Origin of the sequence: Streptomyces sp. NPDC093097 (assembly GCF_044754325.1) — a bacterium.
In the GTDB taxonomy this organism is placed as follows: Bacteria; Actinomycetota; Actinomycetes; order Streptomycetales; family Streptomycetaceae; genus Streptomyces.
On record NZ_JBIVOW010000024.1, the window covers coordinates 18,798 to 40,088 of the forward strand.

Annotated in this window: 15 protein-coding genes and 1 tRNA gene; 8 read left to right on the forward strand and 8 right to left on the reverse strand. The window is 70.5% G+C overall.

All coding sequences use genetic code 11. From position 1 onward, the window contains the following. Window positions 1-88 precede the first annotated feature (88 nt). The 3 genes from ACIQE0_RS31590 to ACIQE0_RS31600 form a co-directional block, all read right to left on the reverse strand. Window positions 89-1,255: a serine/threonine-protein kinase gene (locus ACIQE0_RS31590; protein WP_402338685.1), complete on the reverse strand. Its 1,167-nt coding sequence runs from the start codon at window positions 1,253-1,255 to the stop codon at window positions 89-91. A 241-nt stretch (window positions 1,256-1,496) separates the two neighbouring features. Then, window positions 1,497-3,092 carry a CBS domain-containing protein gene (locus tag ACIQE0_RS31595; protein WP_402338686.1) on the reverse strand — a complete coding sequence of 532 codons (1,596 nt, stop codon included), beginning with the start codon at window positions 3,090-3,092 and terminating at the stop codon, window positions 1,497-1,499. Window positions 3,093-4,231: 1,139 nt separating this feature from the next. Continuing rightward, window positions 4,232-4,316 (reverse strand) — tRNA-Leu (locus ACIQE0_RS31600). A gap of 736 nt (window positions 4,317-5,052) precedes the next feature. Between ACIQE0_RS31600 and ACIQE0_RS31605 the strand changes: the two genes are divergently transcribed. The 4 genes from ACIQE0_RS31605 to ACIQE0_RS31620 all read left to right on the forward strand — a co-directional run bounded on the left by ACIQE0_RS31605 (window position 5,053) and on the right by ACIQE0_RS31620 (window position 11,648). Continuing rightward, entirely contained in the window at window positions 5,053-6,711 is a 1,659-nt protein-coding gene (locus ACIQE0_RS31605; protein ID WP_402338762.1) for a thiamine pyrophosphate-binding protein, read from the forward strand. 13 nt (window positions 6,712-6,724) lie between these two features. Beyond that, window positions 6,725-7,954 carry a formyl-CoA transferase gene (gene frc, locus ACIQE0_RS31610; RefSeq protein ID WP_402338687.1) on the forward strand — a complete coding sequence of 410 codons (1,230 nt, stop codon included), beginning with the start codon at window positions 6,725-6,727 and terminating at the stop codon, window positions 7,952-7,954. A 2-nt stretch (window positions 7,955-7,956) separates the two neighbouring features. Beyond that, window positions 7,957-10,095 (forward strand): acetate--CoA ligase family protein, encoded by a 2,139-nt coding sequence (locus ACIQE0_RS31615; protein ID WP_402338763.1) that lies wholly within the window; start codon window positions 7,957-7,959, stop codon window positions 10,093-10,095. 179 nt (window positions 10,096-10,274) lie between these two features. Continuing rightward, the gene (locus ACIQE0_RS31620) at window positions 10,275-11,648 is read left to right on the forward strand and encodes an OFA family MFS transporter (protein ID WP_402338688.1); all 1,374 of its coding nucleotides are present in this window, start codon (window positions 10,275-10,277) and stop codon (window positions 11,646-11,648) included. 72 nt (window positions 11,649-11,720) lie between these two features. On the opposite strand, the gene ACIQE0_RS31625 is transcribed toward ACIQE0_RS31620, so the two are convergent. From ACIQE0_RS31625 to ACIQE0_RS31635, 3 genes are all read right to left on the reverse strand, one after another. Further along, window positions 11,721-12,557, reverse strand: a complete 837-nt coding sequence (locus ACIQE0_RS31625) for a phytanoyl-CoA dioxygenase family protein (RefSeq protein ID WP_402338689.1) — start codon at window positions 12,555-12,557, stop codon at window positions 11,721-11,723. 354 nt (window positions 12,558-12,911) lie between these two features. Then, window positions 12,912-13,307, reverse strand: coding sequence for a chorismate mutase (locus ACIQE0_RS31630; RefSeq protein WP_366333208.1), 396 nt, complete (start codon window positions 13,305-13,307; stop codon window positions 12,912-12,914). A gap of 169 nt (window positions 13,308-13,476) precedes the next feature. After that, entirely contained in the window at window positions 13,477-14,160 is a 684-nt protein-coding gene (locus tag ACIQE0_RS31635) for a GntR family transcriptional regulator (RefSeq protein WP_366333206.1), read from the reverse strand. Window positions 14,161-14,354: 194 nt separating this feature from the next. Here ACIQE0_RS31635 and fdhD point away from each other — a divergent pair, with 194 nt between their 5' ends. Next, window positions 14,355-15,245 carry a formate dehydrogenase accessory sulfurtransferase FdhD gene (fdhD, locus tag ACIQE0_RS31640; protein ID WP_402338690.1) on the forward strand — a complete coding sequence of 297 codons (891 nt, stop codon included), beginning with the start codon at window positions 14,355-14,357 and terminating at the stop codon, window positions 15,243-15,245. 19 nt (window positions 15,246-15,264) lie between these two features. Here the strand turns inward: fdhD and ACIQE0_RS31645 are convergent, their stop codons facing one another. Continuing rightward, entirely contained in the window at window positions 15,265-15,714 is a 450-nt protein-coding gene (locus ACIQE0_RS31645) for a MarR family winged helix-turn-helix transcriptional regulator (protein ID WP_402338691.1), read from the reverse strand. Window positions 15,715-15,870: 156 nt separating this feature from the next. Here ACIQE0_RS31645 and ACIQE0_RS31650 point away from each other — a divergent pair, with 156 nt between their 5' ends. Continuing rightward, the gene (locus tag ACIQE0_RS31650; protein ID WP_402338692.1) at window positions 15,871-16,812 is read left to right on the forward strand and encodes a zinc-binding alcohol dehydrogenase family protein; all 942 of its coding nucleotides are present in this window, start codon (window positions 15,871-15,873) and stop codon (window positions 16,810-16,812) included. A gap of 220 nt (window positions 16,813-17,032) precedes the next feature. Continuing rightward, window positions 17,033-18,970: an exo-alpha-sialidase gene (locus ACIQE0_RS31655; protein WP_402338693.1), complete on the forward strand. Its 1,938-nt coding sequence runs from the start codon at window positions 17,033-17,035 to the stop codon at window positions 18,968-18,970. Here the strand turns inward: ACIQE0_RS31655 and ACIQE0_RS31660 are convergent. Further along, window positions 18,910-19,998, reverse strand: a complete 1,089-nt coding sequence (locus ACIQE0_RS31660; RefSeq protein ID WP_402338694.1) for a bile acid:sodium symporter family protein — start codon at window positions 19,996-19,998, stop codon at window positions 18,910-18,912. The genes ACIQE0_RS31655 and ACIQE0_RS31660 overlap by 61 nt on opposite strands. A gap of 189 nt (window positions 19,999-20,187) precedes the next feature. Between ACIQE0_RS31660 and ACIQE0_RS31665 the strand changes: the two genes are divergently transcribed. Next, window positions 20,188-21,051: a LysR family transcriptional regulator gene (locus ACIQE0_RS31665; RefSeq protein WP_402338695.1), complete on the forward strand. Its 864-nt coding sequence runs from the start codon at window positions 20,188-20,190 to the stop codon at window positions 21,049-21,051. The last annotated feature ends 240 nt before the right edge of the window (window positions 21,052-21,291 follow it).

Genomic DNA, 21,291 nt, shown 5'->3' on the forward strand with positions numbered 1-21,291 from the left:
GGTGAACCTGCTGTACGGGGAGCGTGGGGGAAGTCCGTACTCGTATCTGCCCCAGGGGCAACGGGATCAGGGGAACGTCTTGAAACCTTCAACGCTTGGACCAAGCAAGCTGCGATCCCCTCGCATAGCGCTCGCGAAGTTCTCCGGCGACCCGGCGGGAAGCAGGCGGACGGCCTGGCTTGGCCGCCGGAGACGGTGCCTTGACCGGCTCCCGCTCAGAAACGAGCGCCTTTGGAACTGAGCGCTCGTCATCAGCATCAGTGGGAGCGGGACCGCCTCTGCGCTCGGAGTCCGCATGTTCGCGGAGCAGCTGCTCCAGTGAGTCGATCCGGTCCAGCATCCGGGCGTCCGGCTGTGGGAACACCAGCGTCGCGTGGTCGGCTGGTGCGGTGCTCTGGATCAACGCACGCCGCGCCCTGGCCGGGCTCATGCCCAGTGACCGCAGGAGGTCGGCGCACTGGCGGGTGACCTGTTCCAACGACGGGCGGTCACCCGGCTCGAACGCGAGCATCGACGCCACGACGGGGGCGAGCTCCGCGGGCAGTCCGGACAGATCAGGCTCCATGTCCGGACTGACCACCTGTATCGCAATGGCCTCCCACCGGGAGCCGTCGTACGGGTAGTGGCCCGTCGCGGCGTACAGCAGCGCCGTCCCCAAGCCGTACACGTCCGCCGCCGCTGTCACGTCGGTCTCGCCTCGTGCCTGCTCGGGCGGCATACAGCGCACCGTGCCCAGAACCGTCCCGGCCCGGCTGAGCGAGCCCTTCGACGCGTCGAGAAAGGCCCCAAGACCGAAGTCGATGATCACCGGGCCGAAGTCGCCGAGGATGATATTCGAGGCCTTGAGGTCGCGGTGCACCAGGCCTGTCGCATGGACCGCCGCTAGCCCCTCGGCAAGCAGTGCCCCCAGGCTCGCCACCAGCGAAGCTGCCAGCACTCCCTGGTTCTTGACCACGTCGACAAGTGTGCGGCCGGGGATGTAGTCCATGGCCAGCCACGGCAGCTCGGCGAACGGATCCGCGTTGAGGAAACGAGCGACACGGCCGGTACCTGAGATGGTGCGCGCGATGGTCGCCTCGCGCTCGAAACGGGCGCGTGTATGGGGATCCGTGCGGTCGGGACGGATCACCTTGACCGCAACCGGCTCTCCCGCAACGGAGTAGGCGAGGTACACCTCGCCCATCCCGCCGGCCCCGAGGCTCCGCTCGACGACATACGGACCGATGTACTGCGGCAGTGCACTGCTGCCTGTCACGTGAGTCCCCCCGACTTCCCCGACAGAGTTGGTGCGTGCGTCCGTTCGGCCGCCAAGAACACGCCTGAGCAGCATAGACGCTGACAATTCACTGATACAGGGTACTGATCCACATTCGTGCGCACGCAGCGCATCCCAGAGACCGGGGCGAAGGTGCGGGACCTGTGACCCGGTATGGAGCAGTGGCCGGATTCGACATGCCGCTGAGAAGAGCGGCGAACCAGTGCCGAATCCGAGTTCGTCATCCCTGTCCGTCCAGCTTCCGCAACAAGTCCAGCAGACCGTTGAGGAACTGGATGTCGCCCTCACTCACCGGGTCGGGGCTGAAGTGCATGAGGTCATTACGCAAGTCGGCGCAACGCTTCAGCGCCTCGGTGAAGTGGTGCTGGTCGACGGGTAGTCCCGCTTCCTTCCAAGCCGCGGGCAAGAGGAACAGGTGACGGTAGTTGCCCAGAGTCAGCTCCGAAGCGTCCTCGGCCTCGGCGGCTTTCTTCTTGTTCGTCGCGGTGATGCACTCTCGGATGTGGTCGAGCGAGACGCGCTGGTCGACGATCCTGCGCAGCCGCTGCTCGACCTCCTCAATGAGGACGAACGGGCTGACACGGCTGCGGAACTCCACGGCCACGTCGGAAGGAGTCACGATCCCGCAGACTCGGTGGGCGTCGTCGCGGACGAGTACGTAGCCGTGCTTCTCGATGTGGCGGAGACAGTCGAGAAGGTGCTCGCTGGCTGCCGCCTCAGGGGCTGGGACCACCGCGTCGGACAGTCGTGCATCGGGGTGGACGAGAAGTGCCTGACCGATCGAAAGCCAGCTCACGACGCCCAGGAGACGTCCGTGGTCGTCAAGTACCGGCAGTTGGCTGAACTGCTTCAGCATCATGATCGTCGTGGCGCTCTTGAGCGTCGCAGTCACAGGTATGGATTCGGGTCGTCTACGCGCCGAGGGAAGGTTGCCGACGAGATAGGCAACGGAAGCGAGATCGTCGTCCGCCGCGGTTTCGCCTCCCCTGCCGTACGCTTCGTCGCCGTGATCAGTCGGCTGACCGCCAGTCACCGGGTGAAGCGCATGACCACGGCGAGCAGCCATGGATACGCGTTCCACCACACCGGACATCTCGGCGGAATCCACTTCGTCGTCCTCTGACGATGATGCCGTGAGATTGGTCGGGTCAACCGCGGCGCTACGCGCGATCCGGGTGATCTGACTCGATCCGTCCTCGGCCGGCTCGGCACCGGCGACGAGGACGGTGACGATGCTGTCGAGCGTGCCCTCGGTGAAGAGAGGTACGCACAGAAGGCCGGCCTCGTCCAGATCTCGCTGGATACGTGCCACGCTCGGCGCATCGCGCCGCTCCGCACTCCACAACTCCAGGAGCTTGCGGATGGTGAGTTTGGCGGGCCTTCCCGTGCCTCCTTCGTGGGCACGCGCCTGGTCGAAGAGCTGTCGTCGCCCCTCGAAGGAAGCACCCGGCTCGCCGTCTTCCGGCCGACCGGGATCACCGCTTCCCTCCATCACCTGAGCGAGACGCCGCGCCGCGTCGAAGCGACGCAGTTCGAACACGGTGAGTAGTGAACCGAGAGATTGCAGAAGGTCAGGGCGGAATGTGTCACGCGGCAGGTCCTTCGCCGCCCACTTGACACGCCGGATGTGCCGCATACCGTCATCGGCATCGGACCGATACGCGTAACCACCGATCACACGGCCGATCGCGTACTGGCCGTTCATCCGGGGTAGCGCGATCAGATCATCGAGGGCTATCTCGTGCCGGAAGCGGAGCAGTTGACCGGTCCAGTTCCGGAGGGTGTAGTCGTTCTCGTCCGGGTACGCGATCTGCACGATGCGTCGTATGTCGGCGCGCGCTGCACTCGAGGAGAGGTCCGGGGTACCCGGCCAGCCAGCGATGACTAACTCTTGCTGAAGGGCCTCTGCCTCACGTTCGCCTTGACGCCCCGCTCTGACCACCCACGCACGCATGACTCCACCCCTGACCCATTACTTAGACTGAGGCAAATCTTGGCAATTCCCACCCTGAGTCAGCAAGTTGACGCACTTGTTCATCCAGGTGCCAGCCCTTGCCCACACCCGCGACCATGGCTCACGCGATGTCAGCCGATCCTCCCGCATGAAGCTACAGCTGAGTCTCGTCGGCCTACTGCTGCAACCGAACGACGTCCTCGACTTCTAATCCCCCACCCGGACCTGCGACTTGCCCCCACTCTCATCCCCCGGGCCCCACCAAGGCCATTCACCTGTGGGGCTACGAAAGGCGATACATGCCCTCGACGGCGACGATGGCCGGAGAGCCGCACGTCATACCCGTTCCCGTCTGCGGCAGGCCTTGTCCATCACCTGGCTGCTGAAGCAGGCCACCGCGAGGTCAGGTCTCTCGATCACTCCTTCAACAACGGAGAGCCCCACTACCGCTGTCGCTACACCGCCGAGTACGCCAAGAACACCGCCTTCGACCACCCGCTCACCGTCTACGTACGGGAGGAAGCCATGCTCCCCGCACTCGACAAGTGGATGACCGCGACCTTCGCCCCCGGACACCTAACCACCGCGCTCCGCGCAATGCAGCAATCGCAGGGCGCGCCAGCCCCTGCCACGACGGCCGTCACAGCAGCGCGGCGCACGATCACCGAATGCGACAAGCCCATCACCCAGTGCCGGGGGGCACTCGACGCCGGAGCCGACCCTCAGATTGCCATGGAATGGATCAACCAAACCCAGAGCGAGAAGGCCGCGACACAACCAGAGCTCCTCGCCGCCACAGCAGTCGAACCCGAAGTCCTCCCGCAGGGCAGATCGACCACATGGTCTCGGAGCTCGGCACGATGACCGACCGACTCCTCGAAGCCACCCGTGAACGTAAGCAGCCTCTCTACGAAGAGGTCGGACTTACGCTGACCCTCGACATGCAAAAGAGGGTCATGACCGTAGAGTCACGACCCTCTGAAACATGCACATCTCAAGAGTGTCCGAGGGGGGACTTGAACCCCCACGCCCGATAAAGGGCACTAGCACCTCAAGCTAGCGCGTCTGCCATTCCGCCACCCGGACTTAGGTGGTCTTCGCGGGGCGTTCCCCGCGGCGACATGGATAACAATACCAAGGTTTCGGAGTGGGTTTCACCTGCGTATCCGTGCTGGGCATAAGGCGCGTTTATGAGCCGCCCGGGCGCCCGCGGGGCTTGGCGCGGCGCCCCTGGCGACGCCGGGACAGAGGGGGCCGCGAGCCTGGTGCGGCGCCAGTCGAGGGAGACGCCCCGACGACCCGGGGGGGGCACGCAGCACTCGGGGCGGGCGGAGGGATCTTTCGGCCAGCCGCGGACGGACTGGCGACCACCCCGGCAGCTGGCCGCCAGTAGCCGACAGCGAGTAGCGGGTAGCCAGTGGTCGGCGGCCGCGGCCGAGGGGCAGTGGCCGATACCCCGCAGCCTGGTGGCTTGATCGCGACGTCTCCCCCTGGACAACCGTGGAGCGGTGAGGGATAACGGTTCCATACAGTATTTGTCGACTGGCGACTGTATACAGTCTTCAGTCGACTGCAGGGAGGGCGGTCGTCGGCTGAAGAAGCGGCGCCGCACACGGCTAAGGAAGTGACTGACGTGACTGAAGTGGCTAAGGAAGACGCTCAGGACTGCCAGGAATCCCAGGCCCCCCAGGGCACCCAAGACACCCAGCAAGCCCAGGACACTCGCGATACTCGCGACACCCACCACTCCCGCGACACCCAAGGCGCCCAAGGCACCCACACCACCCACGCCGCCCATCACACCCAAGCCCCCCAACCCCCCATCTCCGGCGGTCACTTGGTAGCTAAAGCGCTCAAAGCGGAGGGTGTGGAGGTGATCTACACGCTCTGTGGGGGGCACATCATCGACATCTATGACGGGTGTGTCGATGAGGGCATCAAGGTGGTGGACGTCCGGCACGAGCAGGTCGCCGCGCATGCCGCGGACGGGTATGCGCGGCTGACCGGGCGGCCGGGGTGTGCGGTGGTCACCGCGGGGCCCGGGACCACGGATGCGGTGACCGGGGTCGCCAACGCCTTTCGGGCCGAGTCGCCGATGTTGCTGATCGGGGGGCAAGGGGCGCGTACGCAGCACAAGATGGGGTCGCTCCAGGACCTGCCGCACGTCGAGATGATGACGCCGATCACCAAGTTCGCGGCCACCGTGCCGGACACCGCGCGGGCCGCGGACATGGTCTCGATGGCGTTCCGGGAGTGCTTCCACGGTGCGCCCGGGCCCTCGTTCCTGGAGATCCCGCGCGATGTGCTGGACGCCGAGGTGCCGGCCGAGGCGGCGCGGGTGCCGCGGGCCGGGCACTATCGGGCCTCGACCCGCTCCCCCGGCGACCCCGAGGACGTGCAGCGGCTGGCCGATCTGCTGGTGCGGGCGGAGAAGCCGGCGATCCTGCTGGGCAGCCAGGTGTGGACGACGCGCGGGACCGAGGCCGCGGTGGAGCTCGTCCGGGCGCTGGACATCCCGGCGTACATGAACGGCGCCGGGCGGGGGACGCTGCCGCCCGGCGATCCGCACCACTTCCAGTTGTCCCGGCGGTACGCGTTCGCCAACGCCGACGTCATCGTGATCGTCGGGACGCCGTTCGACTTCCGGATGGGGTACGGCAAGCGCTTGTCACCGGACGCCACGGTGGTGCAGATCGATCTGGACTACCGGACGGTGGGGCGGAACCGGGACGTCGATCTGGGGATTGTGGGGGACGCGGGCCTCGTGATGAAGGCGGTCGGCGAGGCCGCGTCGGGGCGGATCAACGGGGGTGGCGCCAAGCGCAAGGAGTGGCTGGACGAGCTGCGGGCCGTCGAACAGGCCGCGTTGGACAAGCGGTTGCCGCAGTTGCGGTCCGACGCCTCCCCCATTCACCCCTATCGGTTGGTGAGTGAGATCAATGAGTTTCTGACGGAGGACTCGATCTATGTGGGGGACGGCGGGGACGTCGTCACCTTCTCCGGGCAGGTCGTGCAGCCCAAGTCGCCCGGTCACTGGATGGACCCGGGGCCGCTCGGCACGCTCGGTGTCGGGATCCCCTTCGTGCTCGCGGCCAAGCAGGCGCGGCCGGAGAAGGAGGTGGTCGCGCTCTTCGGCGACGGCGCGTTCAGCCTGACGGGGTGGGACTTCGAGACGTTGGTCCGCTACGACCTGCCGTTCGTCGGCGTGATCGGCAACAACTCGTCGATGAACCAGATCCGTTACGGGCAGCGGGCCAAGTACGGCGCCGAGCGGGAGCGGGTCGGCAACACGCTCGGCGATGTCCGCTACGACGAGTTCGCGCGGATGCTGGGCGGCTACGGCGAGGAGGTCCGGGATCCGGCGGACATCGGGCCGGCGCTGCGGCGGGCCCGGGAGTCCGGGAAGCCCTCGCTGATCAACGTGTGGATCGATCCGGACGCCTACGCCCCCGGAACGATGAACCAGACCATGTACAAGTAGGAGGGAGTCGGGCATGGACAGGGCACTTGACGGCATTCGTGTGCTGGATATGACGCACGTTCAGTCCGGGCCTTCCGCCACGCAGTTGCTGGCCTGGCTCGGGGCCGATGTGGTCAAACTGGAGGCGGTGACGGGGGACATCACGCGGCGGCAGCTGCGGGACGTCCCGGACGCCGACTCGCTCTACTTCACGATGCTCAACTGCAACAAGCGCAGCATCACCCTCAACACTAAGACCCCGCGGGGCAAGGAGCTGCTGACGGAGTTGATCCGGCGCAGTGATGTGCTGGTGGAGAACTTCGGGCCGGGCGCGGTCGATCGGATGGGATTCCCGTGGGAGCGCATCCGGGAGATCAATCCGCGGATCGTCTACGCCAGCATCAAGGGGTTCGGGGACGGCCCGTACACCGGTTTCAAGGCGTACGAAGTGGTGGCCCAGGCCATGGGCGGTTCGATGGCGACCACCGGCTTCGAGGACGGACCGCCGCTGGCGACCGGGGCGCAGATCGGCGACTCCGGCACGGGGGTGCACTGCGTCGCCGGCATCCTCGCCGCGCTCCTCCAGCGCACCCGCACCGGCCGCGGCCAGCGGGTCAACGTCGCCATGCAGCATGCGGTGCTCAATCTGTGCCGGGTCAAGCTGCGCGATCAACAGCGGCTGACGCACGGGCCGTTGGCGGAGTATCCGAACGAGGACTTCGGCGACGAGGTGCCGCGCAGCGGCAACGCCAGCGGTGGCGGGCAGCCGGGCTGGGCGGTGAAGTGCGCGCCCGGCGGGCCCAACGACTACGTCTATGTGATCGTGCAGCCGGTCGGTTGGCGGCCGCTCACCGAGCTGATCGGGCGGCCGGAGCTGGCGCAGGACCCGGAGTGGGCGACGCCGGAGGCGCGGCTTCCCAGGCTGTCGAAGATGTTCCAGCTGATCGAGGAGTGGAGCACCACGCTCCCCAAGTGGGAGGTGCTGGCGCAGCTGACCGCCCATGACATCCCTTGCGGGCCGATCCTGTCGACCAAGGAGATCATCGAGGACGCGTCGCTGGCGGCCAACGGGATGGTGGTCGAGGTCGAGCATCCGCAGCGCGGCACCTTCACCACGGTCGGCTCGCCGCTGAAGCTCTCCGACTCCCCCGTCGACGTCCATCGCTCACCGCTGCTGGGCGAGCACAACGCCGAGGTCTACGGCGACGAGCTGGGGCTGGACGGAGCGGAACTGGAGCGCTTGACGGCGGAGGGAGTGATCTGATGATGCGTGAGAGTCAGAAGAGCGTGGTGGATGGGGTGTTGGCGGCGGCGCGGGCCGAGGGGCGGATCGTGCTCACCGCGCCCGAGGGGAAGCTGATCGCCGAGGCGTACGGGATTGCGGTGCCGGCGGAGGGGTTGGCGGAGGACGCCGAGGCCGCGGTGGCGCTCGCCGACCGGATCGGGTTCCCGGTGGCGATGAAGATCGTCTCGCCGGGCATCCCGCACAAGACCGAAGCGGGCGGAGTGCGGACGGGCCTGGGTTCGGCGGCCGAGGTGCGCGGCGCGTTCACCGCGATCGTGGCGAACGCGCGGGCGTACGCCCCGCAGGCGCGGATCGACGGCGTACTGGTGCAGCAGATGGTGCCGGCGGGGCAGGAGGTGATCGTCGGGACGGTCACTGACCCGACGTTCGGGAAGGTCGTGGCGTTCGGACTGGGCGGGGTCCTGGTCGAGGTGCTCAAGGACGTCACCTTCCGGCTCGCGCCGGCGACGGCCGAGGACGCCGCGTCGATGCTGGACGGCATCCGGGCGGCAAAGGCGCTGCGCGGGGTGCGCGGCGGGCCCGCGGTGGACCGTGCCGCGCTGACCGAACTGATCGTCCGCACCTCCCAACTGGCCACGGACTTCCCGGAGATCGCGGAGGTGGACCTCAATCCGGTGTTCGCCTCGGCGGACGGGGTGACGGCCGCGGACGTGCGGATCCTGCTGAGCACCGGGGCTCCGCCGCAGCGCCCGCGGCACGGCCGGGAGGAGATCCTCGCCGCGATGGGGCGGCTGATGCGGCCGCGCTCGGTGGCGGTCATCGGGGCCTCCAACACCCCGGGGAAGATCGGCCACTCGGTGCTGCGCAATCTGCTCGACGGCGGCTTCTCCGGCGAGATCCATCCGGTGCACCCCACGGCCGACGACATCCAGGGCCGCAAGGCGTACCGGTCGGTGCTGGACGTCCCGGGCGAGGTGGACGTGGCGGTGTTCGCGATCCCCGCGCCGCTGGTGCCGGCCGCGCTGGAGGAGGTGGGCCGCAAGGGCATCCCGAACGCCGTGCTGATCCCGTCCGGCTTCGCCGAGGCCGGTGAACCCGCCCTCCAGGAACGGATCGTGGCGATCGGCGCCGAGTGGGGCGTCCGGCTGCTCGGCCCGAACATCTACGGCTACTACTCCACCTGGCAGGACCTGTGCGCCACGTTCTGCACCCCGTACGACGTCAAGGGCGGGGTGGCGCTGACCTCGCAGTCCGGCGGCATCGGGATGGCGATCCTGGGGTTCGCGCGGACGACCCGGACCGGCGTCTCGGCGATCGTCGGTCTTGGCAACAAGGCGGACGTGGACGAGGACGATCTGCTCACCTACTTCGGCGAGGATCCGCACACCGACTGCATCGCGATGCACCTCGAAGACCTCAAGGACGGCCGGGCGTTCGTCGAGGCGGCCCGGGAGACCGTACCGAAGAAGCCGGTGGTGGTGCTGAAGGCGGGCCGTACCGGGGCCGGCGCGCGGGCCGCCGGCTCCCACACCGGTGCGCTGGCCGGCGATGACGCGGTCTATGACGACATCCTGCGGCAGGCCGGGGTGATCCGGGCGCCGGGCCTTGCCGACCTGCTGGAGTACGCCCGGGCGCTGCCCGTCCTGCCGGTCCCGAAGGGCGACAACGTGGTGGTGATCACCGGCGCCGGCGGTTCCGGGGTGCTGCTGTCGGACGCGCTCGTCGACAACGGGCTGCGGCTGATGGACATTCCGGCCGACCTCGACGCGGCGTTCCGGCGCCTGATCCCGCCGTTCGGCTCGGCCGGCAACCCGGTGGACATCACCGGCGGCGAGCCACCGGCCACCTATGAGGCGGCCCTCCGGCTGGGCCTGTCGGATCCGCGCATCCACGCCCTGGTGCTGGGCTACTGGCACACCATCGTCACCCCGCCGGCGGTCTTCGCGGAGCTGACCGCGCGGGTCGTCGAGGAGTTCCGGGCGCGCGGCGTCGAGAAGCCGGTGGTGGCGTCGCTGGCCGGGGACACCGAGGTCGAGGAGGCCGCCGCCGAGCTGTTCGCGCGCGGGGTGGTCGCCTACCCGTACACGACCGAGAAGCCGGTGGCCGTGCTCGGCGCCAAGTACCGCTGGGCGCGGGCGGCGGGACTGCTCGGCCCCTGAGTTCCTCCCTCGAACCCCTGAGAGATCGGACAGAGGCGCGCTGACCGGGTTCTTTCGATTCCGAGGTGAACGATATGGAGCACAGCAGGCGGGACAGCAGGGGCACGACGGGTACAACGGGGACGACGGGGACGACGGGAACGGCAAGAACGCCAGGCACGGCGGGCACGACAGTCACGATGGGCACCGCCTATCGGGAAGTCACCGACGGCAAGGGCCGGGTCTACCGGATCGGCGAGACCGACCGGGAGCTACTGGGCGGCCATTCACGGCAGTTGATGGTGTATCTGCCGTGGCTCTCGATGATCGCCATCAGCGTCTCCGAATACGCCTACGGGTCGGCCGAGGGCACTCTCTCGCACGCCCACGGCTGGTCGCAGAGCGACACCTTCTGGATTCTGAGCGTCTGGGTGTTCTGCCAGGCGGGCATCGCCTTCCCGGCCGGTTGGTTACGGGAGCGCGGCAGGCTTACCGCGCGCCGGGCGATGTACATCGGAGCGGCGCTGAGCCTGCTGGGCTTCGTCGCCCTGGGGCATCTGGACAACGTACCGGCGGCGCTCTGCGGTTTCGGGGTCGTCGGCGGTGTCGGCTCCGGGCTCGTCTACGCCACCTGCATCAACATGGTCGGCAAGTGGTTCCCGGAGCGGCGCGGGACGAAGACCGGGTTCGTCAACGGCGGCTTCGCCTACGGCGCCCTGCCGTTCATCTTCGTCTTCAACTACGCCTTCACCACACATGACTTCGACGAGGTGCTGGATCTGATCGGGGTCTATGTGCTGATCGTGGTGGCGGGGTGTGCCTGGTTCTTCAAGGACCCGCCGAAGAACTGGTGGCCCGCGGACGTCGCTCCGCCGCTCGCCGACGGCGGGCCGCAGAAGAGCACCGCGCATCTGACCAAGAACCCTCCTGCGGTGCACCAGTTCACGCCCAAGGAGGCGCTCCGCAGCGGGATGCTCCCGGTGATGTGGGTGAGTGTGGTGCTGACCGCCGGCGTCTCGATCTTCGGGATCTCCTTCCAGGTCGACTTCGCGAAGGACGTGGGCTTCGGCCCGCTGGTCGCGGCCTCGTCGATGGGGGTGATGTCGGTCGTCAACGGCGTCGGGCGGACGGTGGTCGGCTGGCTGTCGGACCTGTGGGGCCGCAAGACGACCCTGGTCTTCGTGATCGTCGTGCTGGGGCTGGCCCAGTTCGGGGTGCTCTGGGCCGGGGACCTGCACAGCCAGTGGCTGTTCCTGTTCTTCGCCTTCCTCTCCGGATTCGGCGGCGGCGCCTTCTATCCGCTCTTCGCGGCCCTGACCCCCGACTACTTCGGGGAGAACTACAACGCCAGCAACTACGGCCTGGTCTACAGCGGCAAGCTCATCAGCGGCCTGTTCGGCGGCGGACTGGGCTCGATGGTGGTCAGCGCCTGGGGCTACCGCGGCGCCTATCTGCTGGCCGGCGGCATCTCGCTGATCGCGGCGGCCTTCACGCTGCTGCTCCACCAGCCGGGACGGCCGCGGCTGCGCGAGGTGACGCCCAACCCGCGGCCGATCAGCCGGGAGGTGAGCTGAGGGGGCGGGCAGCCCGGCGGGCGTGCGGGGGCGTACCGAATTCTGGTACGCCCCCGCACGCCTGCGCCGCGGTCAGCTCACCGGGGACAGTCCCAGTCCCTTCCGGACCGCCTGCTCCACCGGGCTGTACGCCCCGTCCGGCCGCTCGGTCCGTACCAGTTCGAGCGGTTCCACCGACGCCTGAGCCATGAACTTCGGCCGCCCGTGCCGATTCGCCTGGGCGGCGTGCACGAGGAACGGGTGGACCAGGAACACATCGCCGGCCTCGCCGGTGGCCAGCACCTCCGGCCGGTGCGCCGTCTTCTCGTCGAGGTAGTCGTCATCGATCAGACCGCAGCCCTCTTCCCCGTAGGGGGCGATGAGCGGGGGCACGTCGAGATGCGAGCCGACGCGGATCACGGTCGGCGCGTCGTCCGGCCCGACGTCGGAGTAGAGCAACAGAAGCAGCAGGGCGCGGCCGCGCGACTGGATGTTGACGCGGAATCCGTGCGGGTCCACCTTGGCCAGGTCGCCGCCGTCCTCCAGCGCCTCGAACCACTGCTCATCGACGTGCCAGCCAGCGTCGAAGTGCCACGCCGTGTCCATCGGCGCGGAGGGGTGGGGAAAGCGCACCGGGAAGGTGCCGGGCCATTCCGGCGGGGTCCACCGGCCGTCGCCGAAAAGCTGGTCGTACGCGCGGTGCAGCCGGGGCGTGTTGCACGACTCCAAGAACGGCGGGTCGTTGATCGGAGGAACCCGGATCACCGGCTCCGTCCACGTGGTCGGATCCTCCGGATCCTTGCCGGTCTCCCGCCAGAGCCGCTCCCGGCACTCCTCGGCCGTCTCCTTCGAGAAGGCCCCGCTTAACTTCACAAAGCCGTCCCTGACGAAGCCTTCGACTTCCGCCTCGCTGAGATTCAGCGCATTCACAGTAAACCTCCCTCTCCTTGCCGACGAAAGCCTAGGCAGCGGGGAAAGAACGGCGACAAGTCCCCGTGGAAGAAAGGGAGTTCGCGCCGATGCCGCTCGACGCCATCGCGGAATTCCGATGGGGGGTAATGGACATCAGCGCGGGAGAGGCGTGTCAAGCCTTCGGCGTGGTTGGGGTGAAATGCCTACGGGTGTCCCGCCACGCGGGACACCCTCTCAATGGACTGCGGTGCGAACCATGGTGAACGGCCTGCCCGTGCCGGTACGTTGAGGAACCCACCGGCGCGGGCAGCAGATGACGGACGTGCCGGCCGGCCCACCCAAAGGCGCTGCGAACGTGCTCGGCGAAAGCGCTCAGCCGGCCGTCGGCCGCGGTCCGTCCGGGTGCGGCGGCTGCTCCTCGCCGTCGGCCACCGCCCGGTCCGCGATAGCCCGGTGGTGGCGGACGACCTCGCCGATGATGAAGTTCAGGAACTTCTCCGCGAACGCCGGGTCCAGGCGGGCCTCTTCGGCCAGGCGGCGCAGGCGGGCGATCTGGGCGGCCTCGCGGGCCGGGTCGGCGGGCGGCAGGCTGTGCCGGGCCTTGAGTTCGCCGACCTGCTGGGTGCACTTGAAGCGCTCGGCGAGCAGGTGCACCAGCGCGGCGTCGAGGTTGTCGATGCTGCCGCGCAGGTAGAGCAGCCGCTCGCGGGCCGCCTCGTCGGCGACGGAGGCCGCCTCGCCGGCTTCCGGTGCTGTCCCTTCGCTCATGTGCGTCTCGCCGTTTCTGGTCGGGTTCGGAGTGGTTTGTCAGTGATCAGCCGGGGCGTAATCGCCTGCACCCTACCCGGCGGCGGGCCGCTCCTCGCCCCTGGTCTCGCCCCTCGGACGGGACGCGGGCCGGCAGGGGCGAGGACCGGCCACCCCGGTCCCGACCGGCTCAGGCGTCCTCGCCGTCACGTTCGTGGTAGGTGCGCCGGGTGTGCTCGGTGTGTGCGCGCATCACGGCGGTGGCGCGGGCCTCGTCGCCGTCGGCGATCGCGGCGATCAGCTCGCGGTGTTCGACCCACGACTGCATGCCGCGCTTGCGGGCGACCGGGGTGTAGTACCAGCGCACCCGGCGCCCGACCTGTCCGGCCAGCTCCGCGAGGACCGCGTTGTCGGCGAGTGCGGTCACCTTGGCGTGGAAGGCGGCGTTGAGCGCGACGGCGGTCTCGACGTCGTCGCCCTGGACGGCGCGCTCGCCCTCGTCGCAGAGCCGCTCCAACTCGGCGATGCCGGACGGTTCGGCGTGCACCGCGGCGAGCCGGGCGGCCTCCGCCTCCAGCAGCGTGCGGACCGTCAGCAGCTGGTCGGCCTCCTCCTCGGTGGGGTCGTGGACGAAGGCGCCCTGGGCGGGGCGCAGATCGACCCAGCCGTCGGTGCTGAGCCGCTGGAGGGCCTCGCGGACCGGCTGGCGGGAGACGCCGAGGTGGCCCGCCAGTTCGCTCTCGACGAGGTGTTGGCCGGGCCGCAGCGCGCGCGTGGTGATCAGTTCGAGCAGCGCCTCGTAGACGCGCTCGCGCAGCGGACCGGGGCGTTCGAGCTTGGGTACGGTGCCCTGCGGCAGCCCTCGGGACAGCATCGGGGTCCCCCTCCATAATTGGCTATCGTCTACAGTCTACCGAGCGTTGCCGCTCCCCCACAGGTCGCCGAGGTGGTCCGCGGCGCATCCGGGCCGGGCGATCGCCGCCGCGGGCGCCGGGTGAACGCCCGTGCCGGACAGGGGACATCGACGAGCACGGCCAACACCGCAGACAGAACCGGGGCTGATCAGACATGGGACGGGTCACCGAGCGACGCCGCGTCATCCGGATCCGCGGGGGTGCGGTGAGCAGCCGGCCGGACACCCTGGTCGCCGAGGAGCCGCTGGAGATCCGGCTGAACGGCCGGCCGCTGACGATCACCATGCGCACCCCCGGTGACGACTTCGCGCTGGCCGCGGGCTTCCTGGTCAGCGAGGGGGTGCTGGCGGCCGCGGACGAGGTGGCGAACATCGTGTACTGCGCGGGGGCCACGGGTGGGGGCACCTCCCGGTCGAGCGAAGCCGAGACCGGGGGAGGCGGCAACACCTACAACGTCGTCGACGTCCGGCTCGCCGACGGGGTCACCGTCCCGGACATCTCCCTGGAGCGGAACGTCTACACCACGTCGTCCTGCGGGCTGTGCGGCAAGGCGAGCCTGGACGCGGTGCGCACCACCGCCCGCTGGCAGCTGTCCGCCGACCCGGACAGCACGCCCCGGATCACGCCGGAGACGCTGGCGGCGCTGCCCGACCGGCTGCGGGCCGCCCAGCGGGTCTTCGAGCGGACCGGCGGTCTGCACGCGGCGGCGCTGTTCACCGCGGACGGTGAACTGCTCGACGTCCGCGAGGACGTGGGGCGGCACAACGCGGTGGACAAGGTCGTCGGGCGGGCGCTCCGGGAGGACCGGCTGCCGCTGTCGTCGAGCGTGCTGATGGTGTCCGGGCGGGCCTCGTTCGAGCTGGCGCAGAAGGCCGTGATGGCCGGTATACCGGTGCTGGCCGCGGTCTCCGCGCCGTCCTCGCTCGCCGTCGACCTCGCCGTCGAGACGGGGCTGACGCTGGTGGGTTTCCTGCGAGGGACGTCGATGAACGTCTACGCGGGCGAGCACCGGTTGGCGCTGGACGCGGCGACCGCCACCGACTGAGGCGGCGCGGCCGCCCGGTTCACTCCCCGGGGGCCACGATCCGGGTCAGCAGCGCGACCAGTTGTGCGCGCTCCTCCTCGCTGAGCGCGGCGGTGAGTTCGGCGTTGGCCGCGTCGCCGAGCCGCTGGGTGCGGCGCAGTCGCCGCTCGCCCTCCGTCGAGATCTCGATGGCGTTCTTCCGGCGGTCCTCGGGGTCGGGGGTGCGGGTGACCAGGCCGTCCTTCTGGAGGTCGTTGACGACCGCGACGATGTCCTTGGGGTCGATGCCGACCCGTCGGCCGAGCTCCGCCTGGGAGACCGGGCCGAGTTCGGCGACCGCGCTGAGCACGGCGTGGTGCATCATCCGCATGCCCTCGGCGGCGAGCGCCTCGGCGACGAGCCGGTGGCCGCGGGCGGCGGCGCGGCCCAGCAGCCAACTGGGCAGGGCGCGGATCCGGCTGGGGGCGTAGGGGGCGGGGTCGGCGGTCATGGAGTCAGCGTATCCGGAGACCGTGGGTGGCACCAATGTTGGGAGAACCCATGAAAACCGTTGGCAGCCCCAATGGTTTCTGTTTATCGTTGGGGCTCCCCATGAATCCGGCCGCCGTCGTCATCGTGCGGCCCGTTCTCCCGGAGGTGATGGCCCATGCGTCGGGTCCGATTCCATGCCTATGGCGGCCCGGAGGTCCTACGTCTTGAGGAGGCCGAGGACCCGGTGCCCGGTCCCGGTGAACTCCTCGTCCGCACCGAGGCGATCGGCGTCACCCTGCCGTCGGTGCGGCGGGTGCGCGGCGACGGCAGGGGCGGCGGCGATCCGCTGCCCGGCGTGCTCGGCGGCGAGATCGCCGGCGAGGTCATCGCCCTGGGGCCGGAGGTCACCGGCTTCGCCGTCGGCGACCGGGTCACCTCGCTCACCCTCACCGGCTCGTACGGCGAACTCGCCCTCGCCCCCGCCGTCCTGGCCAGTCACGTCCCCGACGGCGCGAGCGCGGTGCAGGCGGTGGCGCTGGTGCGCGGCGGGCATGTGGCGCTGGCCGCGCTCGGCACCGCCGCCCCGTCCGGCACCGAGTCGGTGCTGATCACCGGCGCGGCCAGCGGCACCGGGCACCTCGCCGTCCAACTGGCCAAGCTCCGGGGCGTACCGCGGGTGGTGGCCGCGGTCGGCTCGGCGGCCAAGGCGGAGTTCCTGTACGGGCTGGGCGCCGACGGGGTGGTGACGTACGACCGGGAGTCCTGGGGCGAGCCGGTCGACGTGGTGCTCGACGGTGTGGGCGGGGAGCTGCTGCCGCGGGCGCTGGCCGCCCTGGCGCCCGGTGGGCGGCTGATCTTCTTCAACTCCGGTGGCGGCACCCTCCCGGCGTACGAGCTGCTGGCCGGCGCGAAGACCATCACGGGGCTGACCATGCGGCACTTCGCCTCCGCCCACCGGGAGCAGTACGCGCGGGACCACGCCGAGCTGTGGGAGCTGGCCGGGGCGGGCCGGCTGGTGGCCGCGGTCCATGCCGAACTGCCGCTGGCCGAGGCCGCGAAGGCCCACGAGATCATCGAGGCGCGGGCGAATCTGGGGAAGGTGGTGCTGCGGCCGTGAGGCCGCCCCGGGGGCCAGGCACCGTCCACCCCACCGGCCCCGGGTGGCGCACACGGCGCAGTACGCCCGGCCCTGGAGGGTGAATTCGGGGCCGGGCGCAGAGAACCGACGCGGGCTCCTTGTCGCGCCTGGCGCACGGCAGTAGCTTCCGTCGCATCTGCACATAGAACGTTGGATGTCCTGATGACCCGACCCGATGCCTCGAAGGGCAGGCCGGACCATGACGTCAGATCTCCGCGCGCACCCCCGCCTCCGCCGCAGACCCCGGCACCGCCGCGCCCCGGCCGCCGTCGCCGCACTGGCCGCCACCGTGCTGGCCGTGCCGGCGACCGCCCCCGCCCGGGCCGCCGCCGACGCCCCCTCGGGCGGCTTCGACCAGCGGGTCCTGTTCAAGGCGGCGCAGGAGAAGGGGTACTTCTGCTTCCGTATACCCGCCATCGTGCGGACCGTCCGCGGCACCCTCCTCGCCTTCGCCGAGGGCCGGGTGCACGACTGCGGGGACGCCGGCGACATCGACCTCGTCCTCAAGCGCTCCACCGACGGCGGCCGGACCTGGGGCCCCCTCCAGGTCGTCAACCACGGCGACGGGGACACCCACGGCAACCCGGCGCCCATGGTGGACCGCCGCACCGGCCGGATCGTCCTGGCCGAGACCTACAACAACGGCCGTACCGACGGCCTCAGTTGCGACATACCGTGCGACCGTACCCCGCACCTCCAGTACAGCGACGACGACGGCGCCACCTGGTCCGCGCCCCGCGATCTGACCCGCAGCGTCCGCCCCCGGCGGTGGAACTCCTGGTACGCCACCGGCCCGGTGCACGGCGTCCAGCTCACCCGCGGGCGGCATGCGGGCCGGCTGGTCTTCGGGGTCAACGCCGAGAGCTACGCGGGCGGTCGGATCACCGCCAACCACGCCGCCCTGATCCACAGCGACGACGGCGGCACCACCTGGAAGGTCGGCGCGGTCGACACCTGGCCGATCGCACCCAGCGGCCTCTTCCGCCAGAAACCGTCCGAGATGACCCTCCTGGAGCGGACCGACGGCTCGCTCTACGTCAACGGCCGCGAGCAGGACGGCACCGACCTGGGCAACCGCACCGCCGCCGTCAGCCGGGACGGCGGCGACTCCTTCACCGGCCCGTTCCGCGCCCTGCCCGACTTCCCCGCGCCGATGGTGCAGGCCTCGGCGCTGCTGCTGCCGCGCTCGTCGGCGGCCGGCGGCCGCACCCGCACCCTGCTCGCCGCGCCCGCCGACCCCGACCGCCGCCGGACCATGACCATCCGCTCCTCCTACGACGAGGGCCGCACCTGGGAGGGCGTGGAGCGGGGCGCCCGGGTCACCGTCGACTGGTCGGGCTACTCCGACCTGGTCGCCGTCTCCCCCACCGTCACCGGTCTGCTCTACGAGGGCGGCACCGCCGACGCCCGGGACGAGATCCGCTTCGCCCGCTTCACCGAGGCATGGCTCGGCCCGCGCCGCGGCCCGGACCCCACCACTCCCGATCTGGCCCGCGGTGCCCGGCCGGCGCCGGTGCTCGGCGGCGCCCGGCTCACCGACGGCCCCTTCGGCCGCGCGCTGTCCTTCGACGGCACCGACGACGCGGTGCGCCTCCCCTACCGGGACTCGCTCCCCCTGGGCGGCCGGGACTTCACCTGCACCCTGTGGTTCCGCTACCGCGCCACCGGAGGCGAACAGCCGCTGCTGTGGATGGGCGGGGTGGGCAGCCTCTCCCCGCAGGTCGCGGTGAGCGGCGATCCCGCGCACGACCGGATCACCGCGCATCTCACGGCCGTTGACGGCGCCCGGTCCCCGGCAACCGTCCAGGTCGCCACCGCCGGCGCCTACAACGACGGCCGCTGGCACCACCTGGCGCTGCGCCGCACCGGCGGCCGGCTGCTGCTGACCGTGGACGGCACCGCGACCGCCTCCGCGGCGGACGTGCCCGGATCGGTCAGCCGCACCTCGGTGTTCGCCGTCCACCTGGGCCAGAAGCCGGACCGCCGGGCGCAGTTCACCGGCGCGCTGGCCCAGGTCCGCGTCTACCGCCGGGCCCTGACCGACGCCGAACTCGCGCGCGTGCGCGAGGACAACGCCTATGTGGCCGCCCCGTTGGTGCTCGGGCTCCCGCTGGACAGGGTGGACAGCGGCCGCTGACCGCGGGGGCGGGGTCCGGCGTCGTCGGGCCCCGCCGCCGGCGGCTCCTCGGCGTCCGCCTGCGCCGCGTACCGCTTGGCGAGCACCGCGCACACCATCAGCTGCATCTGGTGGAACACCATCAGCGGCAGCACCGCGAGCCCGGCCTGGGCGCCGAACAGCACACTGGCCATCGGCAGTCCGGCGGCCAGGCTCTTCTTCGAACCGGCGAAGGTGATCGCGATCCGGTCGGCCCGGGAGAAGCCGAGCTTGCGCGACCCGTACGAGGTGAGCGTCAGCATGACCGCCAGCAGCACCGCCTCCACCCCCAGCAGGCACAGCAGCCGCGGCGGGGAGACCTGGTGCCAGATGCCCTGCACCATGCCGGCGCTGAACGCCGCGTAGACGACCAGCAGGATCGAGCCGCGGTCGACGTAGCCGAGGACCTTCTTGTGCCGGGTGAGGAAACCTCCCACCCAGCGGCGCAGCAACTGCCCGGCGAGGAACGGCAGCAGGAGCTGGCAGACGATCGCGACCAGGGAGTGCGCGGAGAAGCCGCCGCCGTCGCCGTGCAGCACCAGTCCGGCCAGCAGCGGGGTGAGGACGATCCCGACGATGCTGGAGAACGAGCCGGCGCAGATCGCCGCCGCCACGTTGCCGCGGGCGATGGAGGTGAAGGCGATCGAGGACTGGACCGTCGACGGCACCAGGCACAGGAACAGCAGACCGGTGTAGAGCGCGGGCGGGAGCACGACCGGAACGAGGGCGCCGGCGGCCAGTCCGAGCACCGGGAAGACCGCGAACGTACAGGCCAGCGTGGTCAGATGGAGGCGCCAGTGGCGCAGTCCGTCCATCGCCTCCCGGGTGGAGAGCCGGGCCCCGTAGAGGAAGAAGAGCAGGGCGACGGCCCCGGTGGAGGCGCCGTCGGCGACGGTGGCGGCGGCGCCGCGGGCCGGCAGCAGGGCGGCCAGGCCGACGGTGCCGAGCAAGGCGAGGATGTAACCGTCCACGGGGAGCCAGGGGGGCAGGCGGAACACAGGGCGGCGCATGGTCTCTCTTCGGGGTCGGCGGCTCACGGACGCGGCATGGACGGTGCCCTCTCCAGCCTGCCGGGTGCGGCGGTGATCGGGAACCCCTCTTACCGTGGTGACTGTCATCATGAAACGCGATCGCCGCCGCCCGCGACTTCGCACCCGGCCGCCGGGCTGCGCGCGCGTCCCGAGCGGCAGGAGGCCCCCGTGTTCGAGCCCGCGCAGCTGCGCACCTTCCTGGCCGTGGCGCAGACGCTGAGCTTCACCCAGGCCGCGCACCGCCTGGGGCTGCGCCAGTCCACGGTGAGCCAGCACGTGCGGAAGCTGGAGGAGGCGGCCGGGCGGCGGTTGTTCGTACGGGACACCCACGCCGTGGAACTCACCGAGGACGGCGAGGCGATGCTGGGCTTCGCGCGCACCATCTTGGAGGCCAACGAGCGGGCGGCGAGCTTCTTCGCCGGGACGCGGCTGCGCGGGCGGCTGCGCTTCGGAGCGTCCGAGGACTTCGTGCTGACGCGGATGCCGGAGGTGCTGGAGGGCTTCCGGCGCGACCATCCGGAGGTCGACCTGGAGCTGACCGTGGAGCTGTCCGGCACCCTGCACGAGCTGCTGGCGGCCGGCCGGCTCGACCTCGTGCTGGCCAAGCGGCGCCCGGAGGGGCCGCGGGGGCAGCTGGTGTGGCGGGACCGGTTGGTGTGGGTGGGTGGCGAGCGGCTGCGGCTGGACCCCCAACGGCCGGTCCCGCTGGTCGTTTTCCCGCCACCGGCGGTGACCAGGGCGCGGGCGCTGGAGGCGTTGGAGCGGGAGGGCCGGCAGTGGCGGATCACCTGCACCAGCGGGAGCCTGAACGGGCTGATCGCGGCGACCCGGGCGGGGCTCGGGGTGATGGCGCACACCCGCGGGCTGATCCCGCCGGGGCTGGTGCGGATACCGTCCCGGGCCGGGCTGCCGGAGCTGGGCGAGGTGGACTTCGTCCTGCTGCACGGGCGGCGGGCGGGGGCGGCGCGCGGCCCCGCGGAGGCGTTGGCCGAGGCGATCCTGGCGGGCGGCGACCGGCTCCAGCTCCCGTAGCGCCCGCGGTCCGGCGCCCCGGGGGCCGCCCGGAATGCGTCGCACCGCCCGGGCCCGCCACCCTCCTGCGGGCGGGGCGGGCGGCGCTCCCCCAGGAATCTCCCGCCGGCCTCCCGCAGATCCCCGCAGTCCGCCGGAATACGCCCCCGACATGCTCCAACGGCACAAAGGATGCAGAGATTCGGTGCAGATCCCGTCCCGGCATCGTGTTCGTCCGGCAGCGGAACGGCCGGAGAATGC